We start from the raw sequence: 25,860 nt of genomic DNA, 5'->3' as shown, positions 1-25,860 counted from the left end.
ATCATTCTCCAGAGATACGGACTTTTTCGGATTCGCCGAAGCCGTCGGCGCCGGATACCACGATGCGATCGCCTTCCTTCGCGCCATCGAGGATCTCGACGGCGTTCAAACTGCTGGCGCCGGTGCGGATCGGGCGCTTCACTGCACTGCTGCCATCCATCACGTAGGCGCTGTTACCGCCGCCCTGTTCGAGGAACGGGCCGCGCTCGACCATCAGCACGTTGCGGCGCGTGTCGAGCAGGATGCGCACGCTCAGGCGCTGGCTCTGGCGCAGGCCAGGCGGCTGCTGGTTCTTGAAGCGCAGGCGGCCGGTGACTTCGCCATTCACGACTTCCGGCGATACCGCGGCGAGTTCCGCGTCGAGCGTGCCGGTGGAACCGGTGACCTTCGCCGGCATGCCGATGGCGAGATCGCGCGCGAAGCTTTCCGGAACCTTGATCTCGACTTCGTACTTGCCCAGGTCGACGACGCTCAGCACGGGCGCGTTGACCGCGACGTTCTGCCGTTGCGCGACCAGCACCTGGCCGACCTGGCCATCGAACGGCGCGCGCAGGGTGAGCGCGTCGACCTGGCGCTGCAGTTCGGCCACGACGGCGCGCTGGCGATCGGCGAGCAGGCGCTTGTTGCGCATGTCGAGGCCGGCGCCCTGGCCGAGCAGGCCGAATTCGTTGCGCGCACTGGCGAGGCCGAGATCCGCTTTCTTCAGCGTGTCCTGCGCGCGCGCCACGTCGATCTGGGCGACGGCGCCGCCTTCGAAGGCCTTCTGGTTGCGTTCGAGGTCGCGCGCCGCGGCCTGGCGATCGATCGCGGCCTGGTCGAGCAGCTTGCGCGCGTTGGAACGCGTGACCTGCGCATCGAGCGCGGCGCGGCTGGATTCGGCTTCGAGGCCGGCGAGGGTCGCCTGTTCCTGCGCGAGCTTGCTGCGCAGTTCAGGGCTGTCGATTTCGGCGAGCGGCTGGTCCTGTTCGACCTTGTCGCCCGCGACCACCTTCAGCGTCACCGTGCCGCCGGCGATGGCGTACAGGGTGGGGCTGTTGGCGGCGATGACCCGGCCTTCGGCGGAAATGTCGCGGACCAGGTCGCCGCGCTTCACTTCGGCGATGCGCACGCGCGAGGCGTCGATCGAGCGTGCGCCGGCCGTCCAGCCCGAGAGCAGCCAGCCAACGGCGACGACCAGGACGGCGATGCCGGCACCCGCGTACAGCCACTGGCGCCGGCGTGGTGACGTGGCGGTTGCATGGATGGCCGCGCTGCTGCCGTGGAGGGGCCGATCCTGGGCGGAGGTGTCGCGGATGCTCATGGGTGATATGCGAATGCGGAGACTGTCTCTCCTCAAGCACATCGCGTGCCAACCGTAAATTATTGATCACCAAAGAAATTTTGTCGCCATGAAGCTGTCCGGGCGGACAGATGACCTGTCCGGGCGGACGCCTGCGTTCGTATGCGAACAGGTCCGACCACCGGCAAAAATGCATCGGCTGTGGTCCGCGCGCCGCGACCGGGCGCTCCAGCGGCAGCAGGTAAACTGCCGACCTTCACCCCGTTAGGAAGTCACTCATCCATGTGCGGCATCGTTGGTGCAATCGCGAACCGGGACGTCGTCCCCCTCCTTATCGAAGGGCTGAAGCGGCTTGAATACCGCGGCTATGACTCCGCCGGCATTGCCGTCGTCGACCAGGGCGAGGTGCAGGACGTCCGCCGTGTCCGCCGTACCGGTCGCGTCGCCGAAATGGAAGCGGCCGCGCAGGCCGAGCATTTCACCTCGCAACTGGGCATCGGCCACACCCGCTGGGCCACGCACGGCGGCGTGACGGAAGCCAACGCGCATCCACACATCAGCCACGGCGTCGCGCTGGTGCACAACGGCATCATCGAGAACCACGAGGAGCAGCGTGAACGGCTGCGCCAACTCGGCTATGTCTTCGAATCGCAGACCGACACCGAAGTCATCGCCCACCTCATCCATCACTACCTCAAGGGCGGCGACGACCTGCTCGCCGCTCTGCAGCGCACGGTGCGCGAACTGCACGGCGCCTACGCGCTCGCCGTGGTGAGTCGCAAGGAACCCGGTCGCCTGGTCGCAGCACGCATGGGGTGTCCGCTGCTCGTTGGCCTGGGCGAGGGCGAGAACTTCGTCGCCAGCGACGTGTCCGCGATCGTGCAGGCCACGCGCCGCGTGATCTTCCTCGAGGAGGGCGATACCGCCGACGTGCGCCGTGATTCGGTGCAGGTGTTCGACAACGACGGCCAGGCGGTACAGCGCGACGTCCACGTTTCCGACGTGTCGCTGGCATCGCTCGAACTCGGCCCGTACCGCCACTTCATGCAGAAAGAGATCCACGAACAGCCGCGCGCGATCGGCGACACGATAGAGGCGGTGATCGACAACGGCGGCTTCTCGCCACAGCTGTTCGGAAAAGATGCGGAAGCCGTGCTCGCCGACATCGAGAGCGTGCAGATCATCGCCTGCGGCACCAGTTCGTATGCCGGCATGACCGCGCGCTACTGGATTGAAGCCATCACTGGCCTGCCGTGCGCCGTCGACATCGCCAGCGAGTACCGCTATCGCACGGTCGTGGCGAATCCGAAACAGCTGATCGTCACCATCTCCCAGTCCGGCGAAACGCTGGACACGATGGAAGCTTTGAAGTACGCCAAGTCGCTGGGACACGACAAGACGCTGTCGATCTGCAACGTGCCTGAAAGTGCGATCCCCCGCGCGAGCCGCCTCGTGTACTACACGCGCGCGGGCGCCGAGATCGGCGTGGCTTCGACCAAGGCCTTCACCACGCAGCTGGTCGCGCTGTTCACGCTGACCTGCACGATTGCCAAGCTGCGCGGTCGCCTCAGCGCGCAGCAGGAAGCCGAATACCTCGACGGCCTGCGCCAGCTTCCCGGCAGCGTGCAGCACGCGCTGAACCTGGAGCCGCAGATCATCGCGTGGTCGGAGCGATTCGCGCCGAAGCAGCACGCGCTGTTCCTCGGCCGCGGCATGCACTATCCCATTGCTCTTGAAGGAGCATTGAAGCTCAAGGAAATCTCGTACATCCACGCCGAGGCGTACCCGGCCGGCGAACTCAAGCATGGTCCACTCGCGCTGGTCGACAGCGAGATGCCGGTGGTGGTGATCGCGCCGAACGATTCGCTGCTGGAGAAGGTCAAGTCCAACATCCAGGAAGTGCGCGCGCGCGGCGGCGAGATGTTCGTCTTCGCCGATGCCGACAGTCACTTCGGCGAATCCGAGCAGGTGCATGTGATCCGCACGCCGCGCCATGTCGGTGTGTTGTCGCCGATCGTGCACTCGATCCCCGTGCAGCTGCTGGCCTACCACGCGGCATTGGCGCGCGGCACCGATGTCGACAAGCCGCGCAACCTGGCGAAGTCGGTTACCGTTGAGTAATCGCCGGTCGGAAGGCAAAAAAAGCCCGGGGAACCGGGCTTTTTTTATGGCTGTGCAAGGTGCTCAGTCTTCCGTGCCGCTGCTGTCGGGTGAATCGAAGAGGCGGTCGAAACCGGCGCCGCTCTCCGCGCCTTCGTCCATGTGCGTCGTCGTCACCGGTCCGGCGGCGGGGCGATTACGCGGCGGCGGCAGCAGGGCGGTCGCGGCACCAGCGGCGAGGATCAATTCCTGGCGGCGTTCTTCCGGTACTTCCTGCCAATGGCAGTCGAGCAATGCGCCTTCGATCGCGTAAAGCAGGTTGAGGCCCGGCTTGAAGCCCGCGCGCTTGACGCGCATGAAGGCCTCGACGGTGCCGATCGCGGCGATGTCCTCAAGCGTGCGCAGGCCGACCTGGCGCAGCCAGGCAGCGCTCTTCGGACCGATGTTGCGCATCTTCACTGCGGTCATGCGAGCGACTCCTCGAACGCCTGCGCGATCGCTTCGAGGCCGCGCTGGTCGTCGATGTCGAAGCGGTCGGGTTCGGGACTGTCCAGGTCGAAGACGCCGACGAGTTCGCCATTGCGCACCAGCGGCACCACGAGTTCCGAGCGCGAGGCCGAATCGCAGGCGATATGACCGGGGAAGGCATGCACGTCGGCGACGCGTTGGGTTTCGCGGGTGCGCGCGGCGGCGCCGCACACGCCCTTGTCGAGCGGGATGCGCACGCACGCGGGAAGGCCCTGGAACGGGCCGACCACGAGTTCGTTGCCATCGTAGAAATAGAAGCCAACCCAATTGAGCGACGGCAGCGCGTGGTAGACCAGCGCCGACAGGTTGGCGGCATTGGCGATGCGGTTCCGCTCGCCGGCGAGCAGCGCACGTGCCTGCTCCACGAGCTGCGCGTACTGCTCCGGCTTGCTGCCGCTGAGCTGGGAGGCGGTGAAGGTCATGGCGGCAGTGTATCGCCCCGGGGCGGACTTGACGCGACTGTAGCCGTGATGCCGCACGGCGACGATAACGAGCCGGAACAATGGCTGTTCTGTCCAAAGAGCCGGCAGTCGGCCCGCTGCACTACGATGCCGCCCCATGAGCATGAATTCGTACTACATCACCGGAACGGATACGGGCATCGGCAAGTCGGTCGCGAGCGCCGCGCTGCTGCACGCACTGCGTGCACGCGGACTGCGTGCAGTCGGGATGAAGCCGGTCGCGAGTGGCTGTGAAATGACCGCCGATGGCTGGCGCAACGAGGATGCCCTGGCGTTGCAGCAGGCCAGCGATCCCTTGCCTTCGTACAGCGACGTGAATCCCTATGCGTTGCCGAACCCGCTGGCACCGGAATTGGCGGCGGCGGACGCCGGCGTCTCCATTGAGCTGCAGCCCATCGTCGAAGCCCATGCACGGCTGGCTGCCATGGCAGACGCCGTGGTGGTCGAAGGTGTTGGCGGCTGGGCCGCGCCACTGACGGCGAATCTCGACCAGTTCGATGTCGTGCGCGCGCTCGGACTGCCGGTGGTGCTGGTGGTTGGATTGCGCCTGGGCTGCATCAACCACGCGCGGCTGACGGCACGCGCGATTGTTGAGGATGGTGCGCAACTCGCCGGCTGGATCGCCAACGACATCGATCCGGCGATGGCACGCAGCGACGACAACTTCGCGATCCTCCAGGGCGTGTTGCGGGTGCCGTGCTGGGGGCGGTTGCCGCATGCGATTTCGCCGGATCCGCGGGCGTTTTCGCGGCACCTCCATCTGCTGTAGCGCCGCGCCTTCCGTCGCAGCACCACATCCAGCTCTTTAGAGCGGAGCTTGTTCCGCTGTTCTTCATCTGACGCCGGAGAGCGCACCGCGAAGTCGCGGCGCTACGAAAAGCGGCGGAGCAAGCTCCGCTCTACAAAGCAGGCGATGCTGGCGCAAGGCGTGTCACCACCGGGCAGGACGCTCACAGCGCGCTGCAAGTCGGAAAAGAAAACGGGCGCATCGCTGCGCCCGTTTCCGTCTTGCTTACTAGTCCACTCAGCCAGCCTGCGGCGCCGGCGGCAATGACGGCTCGGCTTCCTTCGCATCGCGATGCACACTGTGGTCGCGCGCCAGGTACAGGTAGAACGCCGGCAGCACGAACAGCGTGAACATCGTGCCGATCGTCATGCCCGAGGCGATCACCATGCCCATCGAGAAGCGCGACGCCGCGCCCGGGCCGCTGGCGATCAGCAGCGGGATCATCGCGAACACCAGCGCCGCGGTCGTCATCAGCACCGGACGCAGGCGGATGCCGGTGGCTTCCTCGATCGCTTCGCGCTTGCTCAGGCCCTGTGCCTGCAGCTTGTTGGCGAATTCCACGATCAGGATGCCGTGCTTGGAGATCACACCGACCAGCGTCACCAGGCCCACCTGCGTGTAGATGTTGATGCTCATGCCGGGGAAGGCTTCTATTCCCGACATTCCCAGGATGCCGCTGATGATGGCGAGCACATTGAGGGTGAGCAGTGCGCCGCAGATCGCCATCGGCACGGTAAGCAGCATGATCAGGGCGTCGCGGAAGCTCTCGAACTGCGCCGACAGCACCAGGAAGATCACGACCAGCGCCAAGCCGAGGGTCAGCAGCATCGCCGAGCCTTCCTGCTTGAACTGCCGCGACTCGCCGGCGTAGTCGACGCTGTAGCCTTGCGGCAGAACTTCCCGCGCCGCCTTGTCGAGGATCTCCAGCGCTTCGCCCTTGCTCACGCCCGGACGCGGCGCGAACGTGATCGACACAGCGTTGAGCTGCTGGAAGCGTTTGAGCGATTGCGGCTGCGTGCTTTCCTTCAGCGTGACTACGGTCGACAGCGGGATCAGGTCGCCATTGCGCGTGCGGGTGTAGTAGTTCCCGAGCGCCGCGGCGTTGAGGCGGTCGCTGCGCTGCACCTGGGGAATCACGCGGTAGGAGCGGTTCTGCATCGCGAAACGGTTGGTGTAGCCGCCCGAAAGCAGCGCCGCCATGTCGGCCGCGAGCGTGCGCATGTCGATGCCGAGCGTAGCCGCCTTGTCGCGGTCGATGTTGACCTCGATCTGCGGCTTGTCGATCTTCAGGTCCTTGTCGAGGAAGATGAAACGCTTGCTCGCGTACGCGCGTTCGAGGATGCCATCGGCGAGTTCCGACAACTGGCTCAGTTCACCAACGCCACCGATGATGAATTCACCACCGCCGTCGCCGCCCGCACTGGGAAGCGAAGGTGGAACGAGCGCGAAGACATTGAGGCCGGTGACCTGGCTCATCTGTGGCTGCAGGGTCTGCTCGAGCACCTGCTTGGTCGTGCGTTCGCGCTCGCTCCACGGCTTGAGCACGAAGCCGGCCATCGCCATCGGACTGGCGCCGCCGCCACTGCCGCCGAAGCCGCCGTTGAACAGGAAGTAGCCGTCTACTTCCTTCACTTCCTTGGAAATCTTGGTGATTTCCTCGGTGTAGCGTTCGACATAGTCCAGCGTCGAATACGGATCGGCCTGCGCGATCGAGAAGATGAAGCCCTCGTCCTCCATCGGCGCCGGTTCCTTCGGCGCGGTGGTGTACAGGAAGACGCAGCTCACCAGCACGATCAGGCCGAACAGCGCGATCACCGACTTGGTTTCCAGCGCGCCGTGCAGGCGGCGCTGATAGCCGTGCCGCAGCCAGTCGAATTTCGCGTCGAGCCACGCCTCGAGCTTGCCCTTGGGGTGCTCGGGATCGTGCGCCTTGAGGATGCGCGCGCTCATCATCGGCGTCAGCGTCAACGCGATCACGCCGGAAAGCAGGACCGCTCCGGCCAACGTGAAGGCGAACTCGGTGAACAGCACGCCGGTGAGTCCGCCCTGGAAGCCGATCGGCAGGTACACCGCGACGAGCGTCGTGGTCATCGCCACCACCGGCCATGCCAGCTCGCGCGCACCGCGAATCGCGGCCTCGTGCGGCTTCATGCCTTCCTCGATGTGGCGGTGGATGTTCTCCAGCACGATGATCGCGTCGTCCACGACTATGCCGATCGCGAGCACCATCGCCAGCAGCGTCAGCAGGTTGATGGTGAAGCCCATCAGCAGCATCAGGAACAGCGAGCCGATCAGCGACAGCGGCACCGTCACCGCGGGGATCAGGACGCTGCGCAGCGAGCCGAGGAACAGGTAGATCACGATGATCACGATGATCACCGCCTCGATGATCGTGCTGACCACTTCGTCGATCGCTTCCTGGATCGACTCGGTGCTGTCGTAGGGAATCGTGCCCTTGATGCCCTGCGGCAGCTGCGGAATGATTTCGCCGTCCCACAGCTTGCGAACTTCGCGGACCACGTCGAGCGAGTTGGCGTCGGGGGCGACGAACACGCCGACGAAGGTCGCCGCTTCGCCGTTCATGCGCACCGAGGTGCCGTAGCTTTCCGAGCCCAGCACCACGTCGGCGATGTCGCCCAGGCGCACGATCGCGCCGTCCTGTTCGCGGACGACCAGCTTGCGGAATTCCTCCGGCGTGCGCAGGTCCGTGCGCGCGGTCATGTCGATTGCGACCATCTGGCCCTTGGTCGAGCCCACCGCGGATAGCACGTTGTTCGACTGCAGCGCCTGCGACACGTCGCTGGCGGTGACCTTGAGCGCGGTCATGCGATCGGGCTTGAGCCACACGCGCATCGCGAACGTGCCCGCGCCGAGGATCTCCGCGCGCTGCACGCCCGGCACCGTCACCAGCTTGGGCTGGATCACGCGGTTGAGGTAGTCGGTGATCTGGTTGTTGTCGAGCGTGTCGCTGGCGAAGGACAGGTACATCGCCGCGATCTGCTGGCCCTGCTGCAGGTCGATCACCGGATCTTCCGATTCCGGCGGCAGCTGCCCGCGCATCTTGTTGACCTTCGCCGCGATCTGGGTGAGCGCTTCGTTGGGGTCCTGGTCCAGGCGGATGTAGGCCGAAATCGTGCTCACGCCAGCCGCGCTGGTCGAGCTCATGTAGTCGATGCCTTCGGCGCTGGCGATCTCCCGTTCCAGCGGCGTCGTGATGAAACCCTGGATCAGGTCCGCGTCGGCACCGAAGTACACGGTGCTGACGTTGATGACCGCGTTGCGCATTTCCGGGTACTGCCGGATGTTGAGCTCGGAGTACGCGCGCAACCCGAACAGCAGGATGAACAGGCTGACGACGATCGCCAGCACCGGTTTGTTGATGAAGATGTCGGTGAATTTCATGCGAGCGGCCTTTGTGGGGTGGCGCTGCCTTTGCTCGTCATTCCCGCGAGGCGGGAATCCAGTGTCTTTGACGCTTGTCTCTACGTCCACGGATCTCCGCCTGAGCGGGGATGACATTGCAAAAACGGTTCGACTGCGGGGAACGAGACTCAGCGGTTCTCAGGCGCAGGCTTCGCTTCCGCGCTCGGCTGGACCTTGTTGTTGATCGTCACTTCGGCCCCGTTGCGCAGCTTGAGCAGGCCGCTGGTCACGATCTGCTCGCCGGGCTTGAGGCCGTCGGTCACCGCGATCAGGTCGCCGCGGGTCGCGCCGGTCTTGATGAAGCGCTGTTGCACGACGAACTTGTCGCCGGTGAGCGGCTTGCCCTGCATGTCCTTCTCGCCTTCCTTGCGCGGCGTCTTGCTGATCACGAACACCGCGTTTCCGTACGGATTGAAGCTGACCGCAGTCTGCGGGATCACCACCGCATCGCGTTCGCCACCCACATCGAAAGTGACGTGCGCGAACGCGCCGGGACGCAGCGCGCCATCGGGATTGCGCAGCGTCGCCTGCGCGGTGAAGTTGCGCGTGCTCGGATCGACCTGTGGCTCCACGGCCGTGACGCGGCCGTCGAACACGCGGCCTTTCACCGCGTCGACCGTCGCGCGCACAGGCACGCCTTCGCTCACCGTGCCCATCTGCTGCTCGGGCAAGCTGAAGTCGAGGAAGATCGGATCGAGCTGCTGCAGGCTGACGATGGCGTCGCCGGGCGCAATGAACTGGCCGAGATTGATCTTGCGGATGCCCAGCACGCCGCTGAACGGCGCGCGGATCGTCTTCTGTTCGATCAGCGCACGCTGTGCATCGACCTGCGCCTGCGCGGTCGCGGCGGCGGTGGCGCGTTGCTGCGCTTCGTCCTTCGAGACCAGCTGGTCGCGCGCGAGCTGCGTCCAGCGGTCGCGCTGCACGGCGGCCAGGCGGGCGCTGGCTTCAAGCGACTTCAGCACGGCGAGTTCGTTGGCGCTGTTCAGTCGCACCAGCACCGCGCCCGCGTTCACGCGCTGGCCCGGTTCGAATTCGATCGCGCGGACCACGCCGCCGGCTTCGGTGGTGAGGTCGGCGCCGTTCACGGCCTTGAACGTGCCGACGGCTTCGCCGGCATCGCTCCAGCGATGTTTCTGTGCGACCGCGGAACTCACCGCGACTGCAGGCTGCGGCATGTTGTCGAAGAACTGGTTGGTGCCCGCGCTGATCACCGCCTTGACGGCGAACACGCCACCGAAGACGACGAGCGCGCCGATCAGCATCCAGATCATGCGTTTGCGCGTGGAGGGCGGACGCGTGGAACGTTGGGGGTCGAGCTTTGCCATGGGTCGTTTTTCCTTGGAAAAATCCTGGGCGCCAGGCGCGGCGCAAGGCCGGACGCAAAACATCAATCGTGCAGTCTGCGGTCGGATTACGCAGTGGCGAAAGCTGTCGCGTACTGGCTGGTGAAGCGGTGGTATCGCTGCCGGGTCGAAGCCTACGCAGGCTGGGCGCCGGGTTCATGGGTCGATGGTCAGTGGCTTCGCCGAGCCATCCCGTTCCATCCCGTAGCCTGCGGGGGCGCTGTCATTTTGCCTGTGTTGGCTGCAGTGCCCGGGCGTGACTAATGGCGGAAGGATGAATCGGCACGAATGTTAGACTGATCAGTATAGGAATTGCACTAAAAACCGCTGTTTCGCGGGCAAAAAACAAGAACCCGGAGCCAACATGAACCCGATCGCGCGACCTTTGGTCCCCGCGGCCCTGTCGCTACTCCTGCTGTCTGCCTGTGGTGGCGGCGACCAGCCGCAGGGCGCACCGCCGCCGCCTGAAGTCGGCGTGGTGATGATCCAACCCGCCGTCGTGCCGGTGCAGATGGACCTGGTCGGACGGCTTGCTCCCTTCCGCAGTGCCGACGTGCGCGCCCGCGTGCCGGGTGTGTTGCAGAAGCGCGTGTACGAGGAAGGCAGCGACGTGCGCGAAGGGCAGGTGCTGTTCCAGATCGAGCCGTCGCAGCTGCAGGCCGCGACCGGCCAGGCGCAGGCCGCACTTGCGGCAACGCAGGCGTCGTATGCGAACGCGAAAGTCGCCGCCGACCGCGCGCGCCAGTTGGCACCGCAGAAGTTCGTGTCGCAGTCGGACCTCGACAATGCCGAAGCCGCCGAGCGCAGCGCCGCCGCCGCGGTGAAGCAGGCGCAGGCCGCACTCGCCAACGCGCGCATCAACCAGGGCTACGCCACCGTGCGTGCGCCGATCAGCGGCCGCGCCGGCAAGCAGCAGGTGACCGAAGGCGCATTGGTAGGCGAGGGCACCGCGACGCTGCTGACCACCGTCGACCAGATCGATCCGCTGTACGTGAACTTCTCGCTCGGCGTCACCGAGTTGCAGCAGATCCGCAGCACCCGGACCAACCAGGGCGCCACCGAAGTGCAGGTGATCCTGCCCGACGGCACGCCGTATGCGCATGCCGGCACGATGGATTTCGCTGGCGACGTGGTCGATCCTGCGACTGGTGCGATCGCATTGCGTGCACGCGTACCCAACCCCGACAAGACGCTGCTGCCCGGCACCTACGTGACGCTGAAGGCGACGCTCGGCCAGCAGCCCAACGCGTTCCGCGTACCGCAGGCCGCGTTGCAGCGCGACGCTGCCGGCGCGTACCTGCTGGTAGTGGGAAGCGATGGCAAGGTCGTGCGCAAGGACGTCATCGCCGATCGCCAGCAGGGCCCCGACTGGATCGTCAGCAAGGGCCTTGCCCCGGGCGATCGCGTGATCGTGTCGGGCCTGCAGCGCGCGCAGCCAGGCCAGCCGGTGAAAGCCGTGCCGGCCGATGCGAAGGCGAACGCTGAAGCGAAAGCGCCCGCCGCACCGGCGAAGGGCTAAACAAAGCCATGTCACGTTTCTTCATCAACCACCCGGTCTTCGCCTGGGTCATCGCGATCCTGATCGTGCTGTCGGGCGTGCTTGCAATCACCAACCTCGGCGTCGAGTCGTATCCGAGCATTGCGCCGCCGCAGGTGACCGTGGGCGCGTCGTATCCCGGCGCGAGTTCGCAGACCACCGAGAGCGCGGTCACCCAGGTGATCGAGCAGCAGCTCACCGGCATCGACAACCTTGATTACTTCAGTTCGTCGTCGAGTTCGAGCGGCCGCGCATCGATCACGCTCACCTTCAAGCCCGGCACCGATCCCGACATCGCCCAGGTGCAGGTGCAGAACAAGGTCGCGCTGGCGACGCCGCGCCTGCCCTCGGAAGTGGTGCAACAGGGCGTCGTCGTCGCGAAGGCGAACGCCGGATTCCTGATGGTGGTGGCGCTGCGTTCGGAGAATCCCGCGTTCGATCGTCCCGCGCTGAGCGACCTGATCGGTTCGCGCGTGCTCGACCAGATCGCGCGCGTGCCGGGCGTCGGCAGCACGCAGCTGTTCGGTGCCGAGTACGCGATGAACATCTGGCTCAATCCCGACAAGCTGCGCAGCTTCGGCCTGTCGGCGAGCCAGGTGCTGGCCGCGGTGCGCGGGCAGAACGTGCAGTTCGCAGCCGGTTCCGTCGGTTCACAGCCCGCGCCGCAGGGCCAGGCGTTCACCGCGACCGTAACCGCGGAGGGCCGCTTCAGTACGCCCGAACAGTTCGGCAACATCATCCTGCGTGCCAACAGCGACGGCACGACGGTGCGGCTGCGCGATGTCGCGCGCGTGCAACTGGGTTCGGGCAGCTACGGCTTTGATACGAAGTGGAACGGCAAGCCGACCGGCGCCTTCGCGATCCAGCTCGCGCCCGGCGCGAATGCGCTGGGCGTGGCCGAAGCGGTGCGCAAGCGCATGGACGAAATCGCCGCGACCTTCCCGCAGGGCGTGAGCTGGTTCTCGCCCTACGACAGCTCCACCTTCGTGCAGATCTCGATCAAGGAAGTGGTGAAGACGCTCGCCGAAGCGGTGGTGCTCGTCTTCCTGGTGATGCTGCTGTTCCTGCAGAACTTCCGCGCCACCCTGATTCCGACGCTGGTGATCCCGATCGCGCTGCTGGGTACGTTCCTGGGCATGTGGCTGATCGGCTTCAGCATCAACCAGCTCAGCCTGTTCGGCATGGTGCTTGCCATCGGCATCGTGGTCGACGACGCGATCGTGGTGATCGAGAACGTCGAACGCATCATGACCGAGGAGGGCCTGTCGCCGCGCGAGGCCACGATCAAGTCGATGGGCCAGATCAGCGGTGCGGTGGTCGCCATTACGGTCGTGCTTGCGGCGGTGTTCATCCCGAGCGCATTCCAGGGCGGCAGCGCGGGCGAGATCTACAAGCAGTTCGCGATCACCATCGCGATGGCCATGGCGTTCTCCGCGTTCCTCGCGCTGGGCTTCACGCCGGCGCTGTGCGCGACGCTGCTGAAGCCGACACACGCGCAGCATCGCGAGAACTTCGTCTTCCGCCATTTCAACCGCGTCTACGACAAGGTCAGCCGCACCTACGTCGGCCACATTGGCCACGCGGTGCGCCATGCGCCGCGCTGGATGATGGTGTTCGGCCTGCTCGCGGTGCTGTGCGGATTCCTGTACACGCGCATGCCGGGCAGCTTCCTGCCGGAGGAAGACCAGGGTTACGCGCTGGCGATGGTGCAGTTGCCTTCGGGCGCGACGCTCGATCGCACGCTCGATGTGTTCGAGCAGGTGCGCGGCACGCTGGAGAAGCAGGAAGGCTTTGAGGGCATGATGCAGGTCGCCGGCTTCAGCTTCATGGGCCAGGGCGAGAACGTCGGCATGGCCTTCGTCCGCCTCAAGCACTGGGACGAACGCAAGGTCACCGCGCAGGAATTCATCGCCAACGCCAACAAGGTGCTGTACGGGATCCGCGACGCGCAGATCTTCGTGATCAACCTGCCGACGGTGAGCGGCCTGGGCCAGTTCGGCGGCTTCGACATGTACCTGCAGGACCGCGGTGGGCAAGGCCGCGAAGCGCTCGCGCAGGCGCGCAACACGCTGGTGGGCAAGGCGAACCAGAATCCCGCGCTCACCGGCGTGCGTCCGAACGCGCTGGCCGAAGCCGCGCAACTGAAGCTCGACGTGGATCGCGTGCAGGCGCAGTCGATGGGGCTGTCGGTGAACGACATCTACAGCTCGATCCAGCTGATGCTCGCGCCGGTGTACGTCAACGACTTCGTCGACCAGGGCCGCGTAAAGCGCGTGACCATGCAGGCGGACGCGCCGTTCCGAGCCGGTCCGCAATCGCTGTCGCGCTTCTACACGCCCAGTCCGCTGGCGGCGTCGAGCACCGATCCGACCACGGGCGGCATGGTGCCGCTGTCGAACGTGGTGAAGAGTTCCTGGACGATGGCCTCGCCTTCGCAGACCCGCTACAACGGTTACGCGGCGGTGCAGATCGTCGGTTCGCAGGCGCCAGGCCACAGTTCGGGCGAGGCGATGAAGGCGATGGAGGATATCGTCGCGAAGGACCTGCCTGAAGGCTTCGGTTACGACTGGACCGGCCAGTCGTACCAGGAAATCCTCTCCGGCAACCAGGCGCCGATGCTGATGGCGCTGTCGATCCTCGTGGTGTTCCTGTGCCTCGCCGCGTTGTACGAAAGCTGGTCGGTGCCCGTCGCGGTGCTGTTGGTGGTGCCGCTGGGCGTGCTCGGCGCGGTGCTGTTCTCGCTGGGGCGCGGCCTCACCGACGACATCTACTTCAAGATCGGCCTGATCACGGTGATTGGCCTGGCGGCGAAGAACGCGATCCTGATCGTCGAATTCGCGATCGAGGAACGCCTGCGCGGCAGGACCTTGCGAGACGCTACGATCGAAGCGGCGAAGCTGCGCTTCCGGCCGATCCTGATGACCTCGTTTGCTTTCATCATGGGCGTGTTCCCGCTCGCGATTTCCAGCGGCGCGGGTGCGAATTCGCGGCATGCGATCGGCACGGGCGTGATCGGCGGAATGATGTTCGCGACCTTCCTCGGCCTGCTGCTGATTCCGGTGTTCTACGTGGTGGTGCGGCGGATGCTGGGCGACAAGCTGGATGAGGCGCCGAAGCTGGCAGCGAAGGATGCGGCGTCGTGATGGCGGGCTGGTGATTGCTCAACGAGAACCCGCCGAATGGCGGGTTCTTTTTTATGCCTCGGTTTTGCGTACATAGCCTGCCTATCTCCCTCGCCCCGCCTGTGGGGAGAGGAACAGCTTCGCGCAGCGAAGCAGGGTGAGGGGACGGGGCAGCAAAGCAAGCAGCGGCAAAAGCGCCCCTCATCCGCCCTTCGGGCACCTTCTCCCCGCAAGCGGGAGAAGGGAGGCACCCATTTCCCACGCGGGGAGCAAGAGCAGCGAACTTTCCTTCGCCCAACAAAAAACCCGGCAGTCGCCTGCCGGGTTCGTTGTTCCACGGGGGAGTGGAGAGAGAGACGGTTCGCTTACTTGGCCTTGGCGGCCTTGACGACCTTGTCCGCGGCTTCTTCGACCGAAGCCTGCGTCTTGGCGGCAACGGTTTCGAGCTGCGACTTGGCGATCTGGCCGATGGCTTCGTTCGCCTTCAGCGTGCGGCCGTAGACGTCCTGGCCGACAGCGACGGCGCGTTCGACGTTTTCGCGGGCGATCTGCACGCCCTTGGGCAGCAGGGTCTTGAAGGCTTCCGGATCGCGCGCCTGGGCGGCTTCACCGAAGAACGCGAAGGTGGCTTCCGCGCGCTCCTGGATCGCGCCGAGCTGCAGGCCGAACACGGCCTGGGCGTTCTCGAGGGCGATGCGGTTGATCTGGGCGGCCGTGTCCGCGAACTGGCGCGAGGCGGCGGCAAACTGTTCGTTGAACTGGTACATGGCGGCTCCTGAAAGGGGTTTGCTGATCCGGGTGTCCGGATTGTGCGTCGCAGCATAAAAGTACTTTTGTTGCGATGCAACATCTCGCCGACGAACGGCAGCGATTTGTTCATAATCTATCAAAATCAACAAGTTGCCACTGTGTAGCCAGCGCTGGAGCCGCGCTCGCCCAGTTTCGAGCCTAGCCGCGGTAGCGGCAGCCCGAAGTGCAGGTCTCGTGCACGACGACTTCGCTCAGCAGCGGCAGCGCCGGCTTGAGGCGGTCCCAGATCCACACCGCCAGCCGCTCGCTGGTCGGGTTCTCGAGTCCGGCGATGTCGTTGAGATAGTGGTGGTCCAGTTGGTCGTACAAGGGCCTGAAGGCCGACTTCACGTCCGCGAAGTCCATCACCCAGCCGCTCTGGGCGCCGATCTCACCTTTCAAATGGATCTCGACGCGGAACGAGTGGCCGTGCAGCCGCGCGCACTTGTGGCCCTCGGGCACGTTGGGTAGCCGATGCGCGGCTTCGAGGGTGAAGACTTTGAAGATATCCATGCGGCAATTGTAGGCCCCCGGTCCGGCCCCGTCCGCGCCCAGACGGTCCCACAACGGCGGCTCGCCGTCGCTCCGCGAACGCCACGAGCGCTCTGCGAGGAGCGCCCCTTGGGCGCGACGCGGTGCAGGCCGTCGGCCGCGCGCGCGACGCTCCTGCACGCCGGCCTTGCGCGCTCCCGGATGTCAATCCTTACGCCGCGCGCGATGCGTTGCCACAATCGGATCTTCACTCCCGCAGCAGTCGAACCATCGCTAATGCCCGAGATTTCCCCGCAGCTCGCCCGCCAGATCGCTTCCACCATCGCCGCCGAAATCGGCGCGCAAGACGCCCAGGCGCTTGCCGCCATCGCGCTGCTGGATGAAGGCGCCACCGTTCCCTTCATCGCGCGCTATCGCAAGGAAGTTACCGGCGGCCTCGACGACACGCAGCTGCGTAACCTCGAAACGCGCCTGACCTACCTGCGCGAACTCGAGGACCGCCGCGCGGCCGTGCTGGCGTCGATCGAGGAACAGGGCAAGCTCACTGACGAACTGCGCCGCGAAATCGAAGCCGCCGACTCGAAGTCGCGCCTCGAAGACCTCTACCTGCCGTACAAACCCAAGCGCCGCACCAAGGCACAGATCGCGCGCGAAGCGGGCCTCGAACCGCTCGCCGATGCGTTGCTCGCCGATCCATCGCAGGTGCCGGAAGAAGTCGCAGCTGGTTTCGTCGATGCGGAAAAGAGCGTCAATGATACGAAGGCCGCACTCGACGGCGCGCGCGCGATCCTGATGGAGCGCTGGGGCGAAGACGCCACGCTGGTCGGCGAGCTGCGCCACTGGCTGCATGAAGTCGGCGTCATCCGCGCCCGCGTGGCCGAAGGCAAGGAAAACGAAGGCGCGAAGTACCGCGACTACTTCGACCACAGCGAATCGCTGGCGAAGATTCCGTCGCATCGGCTGCTCGCGCTGTTCCGTGCACGGCGCGAGGACATCCTCTTCCTCGACCTCGACCCGGGCACCGACGCCGAGGCCGGCCACCTGTTCGCCGAAGGCCGCGTCGCCCACCACGTCGGCGTGAAGTCGCAGGGCCGGCCTGCCGACAAGTGGCTGCAGGACACCTGCCGCCTGACCTGGAAGGCGAAACTGCACCTGCACCTGCTGCTCGACCTTTTCGGCCAGGCGCGCGAGAAGGCCGAAGCCGAAGCGATCGACGTGTTCGGCAACAACCTCAAGGACCTGCTGCTCGCCGCACCCGCGGGTCCGAAGGCGGTGCTCGGCCTCGACCCCGGCCTGCGCACGGGTGTGAAGGTCGCCGTCGTCGATCGCACCGGCAAGCTCGTCGCGACCGAAACGATCTATCCGCACGAGCCGCGCAAGCAGTGGGACCAGTCGCTGCATACGCTGCGCGCGCTGTGCACCAGGCACGGCGTTGAACTGATCTCGATCGGCAACGGCACCGCGTCGCGCGAAACCGACAAACTCGCCGGCGACCTGATCAAGCTTGCGCCCGAGCTGAAGATGCAGAAGATCGTGGTGAGCGAAGCCGGCGCGTCGGTGTATTCGGCGTCCGAATTCGCGGCCAAGGAATTCCCTGGCCTCGACGTGTCGTTGCGCGGTGCGGTGTCGATCGCACGGCGACTGCAGGATCCACTGGCCGAATTGGTGAAGATCGAGCCGAAAGCGATTGGCGTAGGCCAGTACCAGCACGACGTCGACCAGTTCCGGCTCGCGCGCGCGCTCGATGCGAAGGTCGAGGACTGCGTGAACGCGGTCGGCGTCGACGTGAACACCGCGTCGGCCGCGCTGCTCACGCGCGTTTCCGGTTTGTCTTCGACGGTCGCCGAGAACATCGTCGTCTACCGCGACACCAACGGCGCTTTCAGATCCCGCAAGGAACTGCTGAAAGTGCCGCGCCTGGGTGACAAGACCTTCGAGCAATGCGCGGGTTTCCTGCGCATCAGCGATGGCGAACAGCCGCTCGATGCCTCGTCGGTGCATCCCGAGGCTTACCCGGTGGTCGAGCGCATCCTCAGGCAGTGCGGGCGTGAGGTGAAGCAGGTCATCGGCGATGCATCATTGCTGCGCGGCCTCAGGCCCGAGCAGTTCACCGACGAGAAATTCGGCGTGCCGACCGTGCGCGACATCTTCAAGGAACTCGAGAAGCCCGGTCGCGATCCACGCCCCGAGTTCAAGGCCGCGCGCTTCGCCGACGGCGTGGAGGACATCAAGGACCTGAAGGTCGGCATGATCCTCGAAGGTGTGATCAGCAACGTCGCCGCGTTCGGCGCCTTCGTCGACATTGGCGTGCACCAGGATGGCCTCATCCACATCTCCGCGCTCTCCGACAAGTACGTGAAGGATCCGCGCGACGTGGTGAAGGCGGGCGACATCGTCAAGGTGCGCGTGCTCGAAGTTGACGTGCCGCGCAAGCGCATCGCGTTGACGCGGCGCCTGGATGACAGCGTTCCCGCCGCGCGCGAGCCACGTAACGACCGTGAACGTTCACCTGTCGCATCGCGAGGCCGCGATGAGCGGCGTCCGCCTTCGGTGGCGCAGGCACCGGCGAACAACGCGCTCGCGGCCGCGTTCGCGCGCGCGAAGAAGGATTAGACAACGGCACTTCGAACTGCTGTTGATTCGCTCGTCATTCCTGCTTTCGCAGGAACCCGCTCCGTGTGAATCAAACGGCCACAGGATGGGTTGAGTCGAAAGCGAAACCCATCGTCTGCCGTCAAGAAAACAGGATGGATTTCGCTGCGCTCAACTCCCCTGCGAACGCCTTTGGAAGCGATCCGATCACTCGATCGCGCAGCGGCATGACCGTTTCTTCGTTGATTACGGCGAGGCCGCGGGGCGCCGATGGCGGACACCGAGCGGTCCCGCGCCCAAACGCCTGAAACATTCGATTCCCGAGCGATTTAAACCTGGTTGAACGCGCCGGCGTGGAGGACTTGATTGCGCAGGCAGGCTTCGGCGTTAAACGCTGAAGTCCCCGGAGGCATGCAGAAGACCGCGACGCCTGCAAATCGAGTCGCCTGGTGCCGAGGTCCTGCAATAGAAAAAGCCCCGCAATAGCGAGGCTTCGAGAGATGGTGGCTATGGGTGGACTCGAACCACCGACCCCAGCATTATGAGTGCTGTGCTCTAACCGGCTGAGCTACATAGCCACGCGGAGACGTTTCCCGCAGAGAGCCGCGAATTATTCCGGCTGGCGCATCCGCCGTCAATCCTTGCGCGCCTTGCTTGTCCACCGACAGGCAGCGTGGCAGAGTCGGACGCAGTGCATTCTGGAGTCCGCATCGTGATCGATCCGGACGGGTACCGACCCAACGTCGGCATTGTGTTGATGCATCCGGACGGCCGGGTGTTCTGGGCCCGCCGCGTGCATCGCGATGGCTGGCAGTTCCCGCAGGGCGGGATGAACAGCGACGAGACGCCGCTGGAGGCCATGTATCGCGAGTTACGCGAGGAAACTGGCCTAATGCCCGAACATGTCGAGGTTCTCGGCGCCACGCCGGGCTGGCTGCGCTACCGCTTGCCGCCACGCGCGATCCGGCGCCACGACCGCCTGGTCTGCATCGGCCAGAAACAGGTGTGGTTCCTGCTGCGCCTGACCGGGGAGGAAAGCGATCTGCGCCTGGATCTGACCGACAAGCCGGAATTCGACCACTGGCGCTGGGTCGACTTCTGGTATCCGGTCGAACACGTCGTGACCTTCAAGCGTGGCGTCTACAACAGCGCGCTGCGGCATCTGGCACCGGTCGCGCGGCGGCTCGTTGGCCTGCAGGCCGTACCGGTACCGGGGCCGGATCCGCGTGACGTGCGCGACCCCCGGCGCTGCCGAAACCGCCAGCGGCCCCGATTCCGTGCGGATTCGCAGGCACAGGGCGGTGGCTCAGACCCTCCTAATTGACAATCATTCTCATTCGTGGCGCAATAGCCCTGCAGCCGAGCCGGCTGTCCGCCTCATTGCCACGCATGTACGTCTGCATCTGCAACGGAGTCACCGATCGCGATATCCGCCAGGCCGTCGAAGCCGGCTGCCGGAGCGTGCCTGAGTTGACGATGCGGACCGGCGCCGGCGCTACCTGCGGCAGCTGTCTGGACCTTGCCGCCCAGTTGATGGAAGAAGCCCGCGCCGTGCGCGAACTGCCTTTGCCGCTGCTTTCGCAAGCTGCCTGACCACCGCGCCCCGTCCGGCGCCTCCTGCACCGAACCACGCCCGCCCGCGGATGCACTCGATTCGCGTTTCGTCACTGCGCGCGCGGGAGGACTAGAGTCGCGCCATCGACACTGCACGGAACACTGCCATGAAGGGCGACGCCAAGGTCATCGAATACCTCAACAAGGCGCTCTACAACGAGCTGATCGCCATCAACCAGTACTTCCTGCACGCCAAGATGCTGAAGAACTGGGGCCTCAAGGAACTCGCAGAGCACGAGTACCACGAGTCGATCGACGAGATGAAGCACGCCGACAAGTTGTCGGAACGCATCCTCTTCCTCGAAGGGCTGCCGAACTTCCAGAACCTCGGCAAGCTGCGCATCGGTGAGAGCCCGCGAGAAGTGCTCTCATCCGATCTCGCGCTCGAACTCGAAGCCCTGCCGATGCTGCGCGAAGGCATCATCTATTGCGAAAGCATCAAGGACATCGTCAGCCGCCAGCTGCTGGCCGACATCCTCGAATCGGAAGAGGAACACATCGACTGGATCGAGACGCAGTTGTCGCTGATGGATCGCGTCGGCGAGCAGAACTACCTGTCGATGAAGATCGAAAGCTGACGGACTGTTTGAGGTCGGGGAATGGAAAACGCCACCGCGAGGTGGCGTTTTCCGTTTACGGAACCGGCGAAAAGGCTGCGCCGTTACGCAGCGCCGTAGCCGGAAGTCCCATCGCCCACCGCAGGTTTCCGGCGGCGGAACAGCTTGCGCCACACCCACCACAGCAGAAGCGCGAAGGTAAGCGTAATCACCGTCACCAGCGACAGGGCGATCCATGGATGCGTGAACACCAGGGCCAGTCCCCCGAGTGTGGCGACGTCCTCGGCCACCGATGCAGTCCAGTTCGTGACCGGCTCCGGCGAGGTATTGAGCAGCGCCCGCGATCCCGCCTTCAGTACATGGCTGCTCAGCGCCACGCCCGCCCCTGCCGCGAGCGCGCCGGCGCCCAGCTGACCGTCGGGCGATAGCGTGGCCGCCGCGAGGAACGCGCCTGCCGGCACCCGCAGCAGCGTGTGCAGGAGGTCCCAGCCCGAATCCACGCCCGGAATCTTGTCGGCAAAGAACTCGGCCGCGGCCAAGGCGCCGGATACGCCGATCACCCACGGCGACTGCGTCACCTGCAACGCATTTGGCAGGTCGAGCCAGCCCAGCGCGCCGGCCAGACCAACGCCGAACACGGTCAGGTACACGCGAATGCCCGCCAGCCAGGCCAGCACTACGCCAATTGCGAACAGGTGCGCATCCGACATGGCGGTCTCCCGCTAGACTCCGCGGCGAGTATAGGGGAAGGCGAATACCGTCCAGCCCGGCACATGGGGCCGGTGGGCGGACGTTCATGCCGCAGGCGACAACTGTCCCTTCGTCCGACAAAAGGACAGCGCGCCATCAGCACTGGGGAAAACCATGTTCAAGAAAGACAAGAAGGCGACCGTCGCCCCCGGGCAGGTCGATACCCTGATCGGACCGCAGGTAGTGATCCGCGGGGACTTCCATTTCGCCGGCGGCCTCTATGTCGAAGGCCGCGTCATCGGCAAGGTGATCGCCAGTAATGGCGAGCCCGCCCAGATCACCCTCGCCGAAACCGGCGTGATCGAAGGCGAAGTGCGCGCACCGAGCGTGATCATCAATGGCCAGCTGGTGGGCGATGCCTACGGTGAGCAGGTCGAACTGCACCCGAAGGCACGCGTCAACGGCAACGTGCACTACCAGGTGATCGAGATGGTCGCCGGTTCCACCCTGACGGGGCGCCTGATCCATTCCGAAGCCGTCGCCGCCAGTGAAACGATCGATTCGGCGAACGTCACTCCGATCACCCCCGACGTCGCGATCGGCTGACCGCGGTCACAGGCTTAACCGCCGGCACACACTGCCGGCGGCCGTTGCCGCTACTCTCGGCGCATGTACAAGCAGCCGCAGACTTCCTGGTTCGCCGAGCACAAACTCGTGCTCATCGCGATCGCGATCTTTCTCATTGCGCTGGCGTTCGGCGCCTGGGGTGCATGGCAGGTATTTTCGCCGTCGTCCGGGGATCCGCGCGCGCAGCTCGTCCGGCTCAATCGCGAAAACGCCAACCTGCAGGACGAAGCCGAACAGTTGCAACAGCGCGTGGCGACGCTGACCCGTTCCGACCAGATCAGCCGCGACGCCAACCGTGACCTGCAGGGTGCGATCGCCGACCGCGATGAGGAAATCGCCGGCCTGCGCGCCGACGTCGCTTTCTATGAGCGCCTCGTCGGCGCGACCGCGCAGCGCCACGGCCTCAGCGTGCATGCACTGAAGGTGCAGGCGCAGAACGGCCCCGCGTGGCACTTCACCGGGACGCTCACGCAGAACCTCAACCGTGGCGCGGTCAGCGAAGGCGTGCTCACGCTCTCGCTCGAGGGCACGCGCGACGGCAAGCTGCAGAAACTCGCCTGGACCGATCTGCGGCAACAACCCAACGCGCCCGGCGTGGTCTATTCGTTCAAGTACTTCCAGCAGGTCGAAGGCGACTTCTTCCTGCCGCCCGGCCTGACGCCGGTGAAAGTCACCGTGCGCCTGCAGCCGCGTTCAGGCGCGCCGATCGAGGAATCCTTCACCTGGGCCGACGCGCTGCGCGGACAGAGCGTTGCCGAATGAGCGCGGATGACCGCTTGAATGCGCCAGCGGTGCGCCCCATCCTGCACGCATGAACAAGAGCACGAACGCCGCCAGCCCCATCGAATCAAGCGCGCCCGGTTACCAGGCGCTCGAACGCCCCCTGCAGTTCACTTCCGCCGCCGCAGCGAAGGTGCGTGAACTGATCGTGGAAGAAGGCAATCCCGACCTGAAGCTGCGCGTCTACATCCAGGGCGGCGGGTGCTCGGGCTTCCAGTACGGATTCGAATTCGACGAACAGCAGGGCGATGACGACCTCGCCGTCCAGACCGACGGCGTGATCCTGCTGGTCGATCCGCTCAGCCTGCAGTACCTGATGGGTGCGGAAGTCGACTACACCGAGAGCCTGCACGGCGCGCAGTTCGTGATTCGCAATCCGAATGCGAAGACGACATGTGGGTGCGGATCGTCGTTCTCCGCGTAGCCGATCCTCTCTCGCATACCTGCCAGAGCCTCACGCAGGAGGGCGCCAGCGGCGCCGGCAAAAACGCAAGCGAATGAACTTCCATCTGCTTTTCGGGCCCAAAAGCAGGTAGAACGGCGAGCACGCATTCGCCCTGTCCTCGCATCGCCGATAATCCGCACATCCCCGCCGCGGACCGCCCGATGACTGCATCCCCGTTTGCCTTCGTCGAAGCCGACGCCATTCGCGCCGTGCTCGACCGCGCCGACCACCTGCGTAACGACAACGACGCCCTCGCGCGTCTGTGGCCGGACAGCCGCGTCGTGCTGCTCGATGACAACGGCCACGCCTATGCCGACGAACAACGCCGCCTGCTTGCCCCCACCGGAGCGCGCCTGAGCGAAGGGCCGGGCGGTACTGGCGCCGCCGTGTTCCTTGGTATCGATGAAGCCGGAACCGGGTGGTTCGCGCTCGATGCCAATCTCGCTGCCTTCGAAGCCCCGCAGCGCAGCGAACTGCGTGCGGCCGCGACCCACTGGCCGCACTTCGAGGCCTCCGTGTTCGCACAGGCGCGCGCCGTGCAGCACTGGCGCCTGCGGCACCGCCACTGCGGCGTGTGTGGCGGCGCGCTCGTGTATTCGCGCGGCGGCTGGCTCGGCACGTGCACGCAATGCAATGCCGAGCACTACCCGCGAACCGACCCCGCGGTGATCGTCGCCGTCAGCGACGGCGAACGCATCCTCCTCGGCCGCCAGGCGAGCTGGCCTGCGCGTCGTTACTCGACCATTGCCGGGTTCGTCGAGCCGGGAGAGTCGCTCGAACACACCGTCGCGCGCGAAGTGCTCGAGGAAACCGGCGTTCGGGTGAAGTCATGCCGCTATCTCGCCTCGCAGCCGTGGCCGTTCCCCAGCTCGCTGATGCTCGGCTTCGTCGCCAATGCGCATCCCGATACGCCGCGGCTCAGCGATGAGCTCGAAGACGCGCGCTGGTTCACCCGCGACGAAGTGCGCGAGGCACAGGCACGCGAAGCCGATCCCGCGCGCGACGACGGCACTGGCTTGCTGGTGTCGCCGCGCCTCTCGATCGCGCGCTGGCTGATCGATCATTGGGCGGAAGCGTAGAGCGGCTCAAGCCGGTCACCGCGACGTCATCACGCTCCAGCGGCGATCACGCTCGATCCAGCACGTTTGAGCCCGCTCCGAAGTGCCTCGCACCCTGACAGGCGTGCCTACCTCGTCCCCGCTACAATTCCTTACCGCTCCCCAGAGGAATGCGTCCGACATGGCTGCCACCCTGATCGCCGTCGTCGCCGCGCTCGTCATCGGCCACATGGCGCAGTCGCTGGCCGCGTCGATGCGGCAGTACGACTGGTACGGCAACTGGCTGGGCTGGCTGGAAACGCAGCTCGCCGACAACAGCTTCTGGCAGGGCCGCTGGGGTGTCGCGCTTGCGTTGTTGCCGCCGCTTGCGGCGGTCGGACTGTTCCAGCTCGCGTTGCGTGAATCACTGTATGGCCTCGCCGGCCTGGTGTTCGCGGTCGCGGTGCTGGGCTACGCATGGGGCCCGCGCGACCTCGATCTCGATGTCGAGGCCATCATCAACGCGCCAGACGCCACGTCGCGCCGCGAAGCCATGGCGAAGCTGTGGCCTGGCGCCGCGCCGCTCACCATCGACGGCGGCGCGTTGGTGTCGGCCGTATTCCAGAATGCATTGCGCCGCTGGTTCGGCGTGCTGTTCTGGTTCCTCGTGCTCGGTCCCTGCGGTGCGTTGCTATATCGACTCACCGTGCTCGCCAGCGAAGGCAATTACGCACGCAAGCTTCCGGCGGAAGCCGCCGAGGGCGCGCGCACGTTGCTGCAACTGCTCGACTGGCCGGTGGCGCAGCTGCTCACGCTTTCGCTCGCGCTGGTCGGAAACTTCGACACCGTGCTCGGTGCGTGGCGCGAAGCCGGAGGCGCATCGTTCATGCTCCATCATCGCTTCCTCGACGCGGCCGGCCGCGCCAGCGTGCGCACCGAACTGGCCGAGGAAGCCGCCGATTACGCCGAAGAATTCGGCGCGCAACCCGACACGGCGTCGACAGTCGCCACTGCACCGGAACTTCCGGAGCTGCGCGACGCGATGAGCCTGGTGTGGCGGAGCCTGCTGGTCTGGCTGGCAGTGCTGGCGCTGTTCGTGATTGCCGGATTCGTCGCCTGACGCGACACGCAGGGTGCGTTGAGCGCAGCGGGCCCCTTCAATTGCCGCAAAACGGATGCTGGGTACGACCTTCGGCCACTTCCTGCGACCGCTCTACAGCAATCCTCCCGGCGCCAGGAGTTCAAGCCCCGGCAGATTGCGCGCGATGCCGAATACCACCAGCGCCCCGATCCACACCTTGCCGTTGAACGCCACGCGCGAAACACTCGCTGGCAATAGTGCGCGATGCGTGAATCCCTGCAACGCCATCGCCGCCAGCAGCGGCAGGCTTGCCACCAGCAACGCGTTCATCGCGAACGCGCGCACCAGGTCGAAATGCACCAACGCATGCAACGCGCGTGTGATCCCGCAACCGGGGCAATACCACCCGGTGAGGTCATGGAACAGGCACGACGGGAACAGGCTTCCCGCCGCGCCCGGATCGAACGTGCGCAACAGCCAGATGCCGGATGCGAGCACGACGACCGTCGCGGCCGACAGTGCGGTCACGACGGGACGCGAAGACAGGTATTGCGACGCGATCATTCCAGTACC

21 protein-coding genes, 1 tRNA gene and 1 pseudogene are annotated in these 25,860 nt (G+C 65.6%); 13 read left to right on the top strand and 10 right to left on the bottom strand.

Going from position 1 to position 25,860, the window contains the following annotated elements; genetic code table 11:
• Position 1: 1 nt before the first annotated feature.
• Positions 2-1,342: an efflux RND transporter periplasmic adaptor subunit gene (locus ASD14_RS11860; RefSeq protein ID WP_235565399.1), complete on the bottom strand. Its 1,341-nt coding sequence runs from the start codon at positions 1,340-1,342 to the stop codon at positions 2-4.
• A 219-nt stretch (positions 1,343-1,561) separates the two neighbouring features.
• Between ASD14_RS11860 and glmS the strand changes: the two genes are divergently transcribed.
• A complete protein-coding gene (glmS, locus tag ASD14_RS11855; protein ID WP_056133903.1) occupies positions 1,562-3,400 on the top strand; it encodes a glutamine--fructose-6-phosphate transaminase (isomerizing) in 1,839 nt (612 codons plus the stop codon).
• Positions 3,401-3,463: 63 nt separating this feature from the next.
• Here the strand turns inward: glmS and ASD14_RS11850 are convergent, their stop codons facing one another.
• Together ASD14_RS11850 and ASD14_RS11845 are read right to left on the bottom strand one after the other, a co-directional pair.
• Positions 3,464-3,847: a TfoX/Sxy family protein gene (locus ASD14_RS11850; RefSeq protein ID WP_056133899.1), complete on the bottom strand. Its 384-nt coding sequence runs from the start codon at positions 3,845-3,847 to the stop codon at positions 3,464-3,466.
• Entirely contained in the window at positions 3,844-4,329 is a 486-nt protein-coding gene (locus ASD14_RS11845) for a GAF domain-containing protein (protein WP_056133897.1), read from the bottom strand. The genes ASD14_RS11850 and ASD14_RS11845 overlap by 4 nt, the downstream gene beginning before the upstream one ends.
• Positions 4,330-4,465: 136 nt before the next feature.
• Between ASD14_RS11845 and bioD the strand changes: the two genes are divergently transcribed.
• Entirely contained in the window at positions 4,466-5,137 is a 672-nt protein-coding gene (gene bioD, locus ASD14_RS11840) for a dethiobiotin synthase (protein ID WP_056133894.1), read from the top strand.
• A 255-nt stretch (positions 5,138-5,392) separates the two neighbouring features.
• Here the strand turns inward: bioD and ASD14_RS11835 are convergent, their stop codons facing one another.
• Positions 5,393-8,557 (bottom strand): efflux RND transporter permease subunit, encoded by a 3,165-nt coding sequence (locus ASD14_RS11835; protein WP_056133891.1) that lies wholly within the window; start codon positions 8,555-8,557, stop codon positions 5,393-5,395.
• Positions 8,558-8,706: 149 nt separating this feature from the next.
• Entirely contained in the window at positions 8,707-9,906 is a 1,200-nt protein-coding gene (locus ASD14_RS11830) for an efflux RND transporter periplasmic adaptor subunit (protein WP_082538949.1), read from the bottom strand.
• A 382-nt stretch (positions 9,907-10,288) separates the two neighbouring features.
• On the opposite strand from ASD14_RS11830, the gene ASD14_RS11825 reads away from it, so the two are divergent.
• Together ASD14_RS11825 and ASD14_RS11820 are read left to right on the top strand one after the other, a co-directional pair.
• The gene (locus ASD14_RS11825; RefSeq protein WP_056133885.1) at positions 10,289-11,443 is read left to right on the top strand and encodes an efflux RND transporter periplasmic adaptor subunit; all 1,155 of its coding nucleotides are present in this window, start codon (positions 10,289-10,291) and stop codon (positions 11,441-11,443) included.
• An 8-nt stretch (positions 11,444-11,451) separates the two neighbouring features.
• Entirely contained in the window at positions 11,452-14,604 is a 3,153-nt protein-coding gene (locus tag ASD14_RS11820) for a multidrug efflux RND transporter permease subunit (protein ID WP_056133882.1), read from the top strand.
• Positions 14,605-14,948: 344 nt separating this feature from the next.
• Here the strand turns inward: ASD14_RS11820 and ASD14_RS11815 are convergent, their stop codons facing one another.
• Positions 14,949-15,350 (bottom strand): phasin family protein, encoded by a 402-nt coding sequence (locus ASD14_RS11815; protein ID WP_056133878.1) that lies wholly within the window; start codon positions 15,348-15,350, stop codon positions 14,949-14,951.
• 181 nt (positions 15,351-15,531) lie between these two features.
• Complete coding sequence (gene queD / locus ASD14_RS11810; RefSeq protein WP_056133875.1) at positions 15,532-15,885, bottom strand: 6-carboxytetrahydropterin synthase QueD; 354 nt, start codon at positions 15,883-15,885, stop codon at positions 15,532-15,534.
• 255 nt (positions 15,886-16,140) lie between these two features.
• Between queD and ASD14_RS11805 the strand changes: the two genes are divergently transcribed.
• On the top strand, positions 16,141-18,477 hold the full coding sequence (locus tag ASD14_RS11805) for a Tex family protein (RefSeq protein WP_056133872.1): 2,337 nt from the start codon (positions 16,141-16,143) through the stop codon (positions 18,475-18,477).
• Positions 18,478-18,957: 480 nt separating this feature from the next.
• Here the strand turns inward: ASD14_RS11805 and ASD14_RS11800 are convergent.
• Positions 18,958-19,034 (bottom strand) — tRNA-Met (locus ASD14_RS11800).
• A 134-nt stretch (positions 19,035-19,168) separates the two neighbouring features.
• On the opposite strand from ASD14_RS11800, the pseudogene ASD14_RS11795 reads away from it, so the two are divergent.
• The 3 genes and pseudogenes from ASD14_RS11795 to bfr all read left to right on the top strand — a co-directional run.
• A pseudogene (locus ASD14_RS11795) lies at positions 19,169-19,648 on the top strand (RNA pyrophosphohydrolase); the annotation flags it as partial.
• Between the two features lie 197 nt (positions 19,649-19,845).
• Complete coding sequence (locus ASD14_RS11790; protein WP_056133866.1) at positions 19,846-20,049, top strand: (2Fe-2S)-binding protein; 204 nt, start codon at positions 19,846-19,848, stop codon at positions 20,047-20,049.
• A gap of 128 nt (positions 20,050-20,177) precedes the next feature.
• The gene (gene bfr, locus ASD14_RS11785; RefSeq protein WP_056133863.1) at positions 20,178-20,648 is read left to right on the top strand and encodes a bacterioferritin; all 471 of its coding nucleotides are present in this window, start codon (positions 20,178-20,180) and stop codon (positions 20,646-20,648) included.
• Positions 20,649-20,731: 83 nt separating this feature from the next.
• Here the strand turns inward: bfr and ASD14_RS11780 are convergent, their stop codons facing one another.
• A complete protein-coding gene (locus ASD14_RS11780; protein ID WP_056133862.1) occupies positions 20,732-21,337 on the bottom strand; it encodes a DUF4126 domain-containing protein in 606 nt (201 codons plus the stop codon).
• 154 nt (positions 21,338-21,491) lie between these two features.
• Here ASD14_RS11780 and ASD14_RS11775 point away from each other — a divergent pair, with 154 nt between their 5' ends.
• From ASD14_RS11775 to ASD14_RS11755, 5 genes are all read left to right on the top strand, one after another.
• On the top strand, positions 21,492-21,923 hold the full coding sequence (locus tag ASD14_RS11775; protein ID WP_056133859.1) for a polymer-forming cytoskeletal protein: 432 nt from the start codon (positions 21,492-21,494) through the stop codon (positions 21,921-21,923).
• Positions 21,924-21,986: 63 nt separating this feature from the next.
• A complete protein-coding gene (locus ASD14_RS11770) occupies positions 21,987-22,706 on the top strand; it encodes a DUF6776 family protein (RefSeq protein WP_056133856.1) in 720 nt (239 codons plus the stop codon).
• Positions 22,707-22,755: 49 nt separating this feature from the next.
• Entirely contained in the window at positions 22,756-23,148 is a 393-nt protein-coding gene (erpA, locus tag ASD14_RS11765; protein ID WP_056133852.1) for an iron-sulfur cluster insertion protein ErpA, read from the top strand.
• A 182-nt stretch (positions 23,149-23,330) separates the two neighbouring features.
• Positions 23,331-24,248, top strand: a complete 918-nt coding sequence (gene nudC / locus ASD14_RS11760; RefSeq protein ID WP_056133849.1) for an NAD(+) diphosphatase — start codon at positions 23,331-23,333, stop codon at positions 24,246-24,248.
• 160 nt (positions 24,249-24,408) lie between these two features.
• Positions 24,409-25,326: a hypothetical protein gene (locus tag ASD14_RS11755; RefSeq protein ID WP_056133847.1), complete on the top strand. Its 918-nt coding sequence runs from the start codon at positions 24,409-24,411 to the stop codon at positions 25,324-25,326.
• Between the two features lie 93 nt (positions 25,327-25,419).
• Here the strand turns inward: ASD14_RS11755 and ASD14_RS11750 are convergent, their stop codons facing one another.
• Positions 25,420-25,851: a DUF2752 domain-containing protein gene (locus tag ASD14_RS11750; protein ID WP_082538948.1), complete on the bottom strand. Its 432-nt coding sequence runs from the start codon at positions 25,849-25,851 to the stop codon at positions 25,420-25,422.
• Between the last annotated feature and the right edge of the window lie 9 nt (positions 25,852-25,860).

It is taken from the genome of Lysobacter sp. Root494 (genome assembly GCF_001427225.1).
In the GTDB taxonomy this organism is placed as follows: Bacteria; Pseudomonadota; Gammaproteobacteria; order Xanthomonadales; family Xanthomonadaceae; genus Agrilutibacter.
The sequence above is the reverse complement of the archived record's forward strand: the minus strand, read 5'-3'. Positions and strand labels throughout refer to the sequence as shown.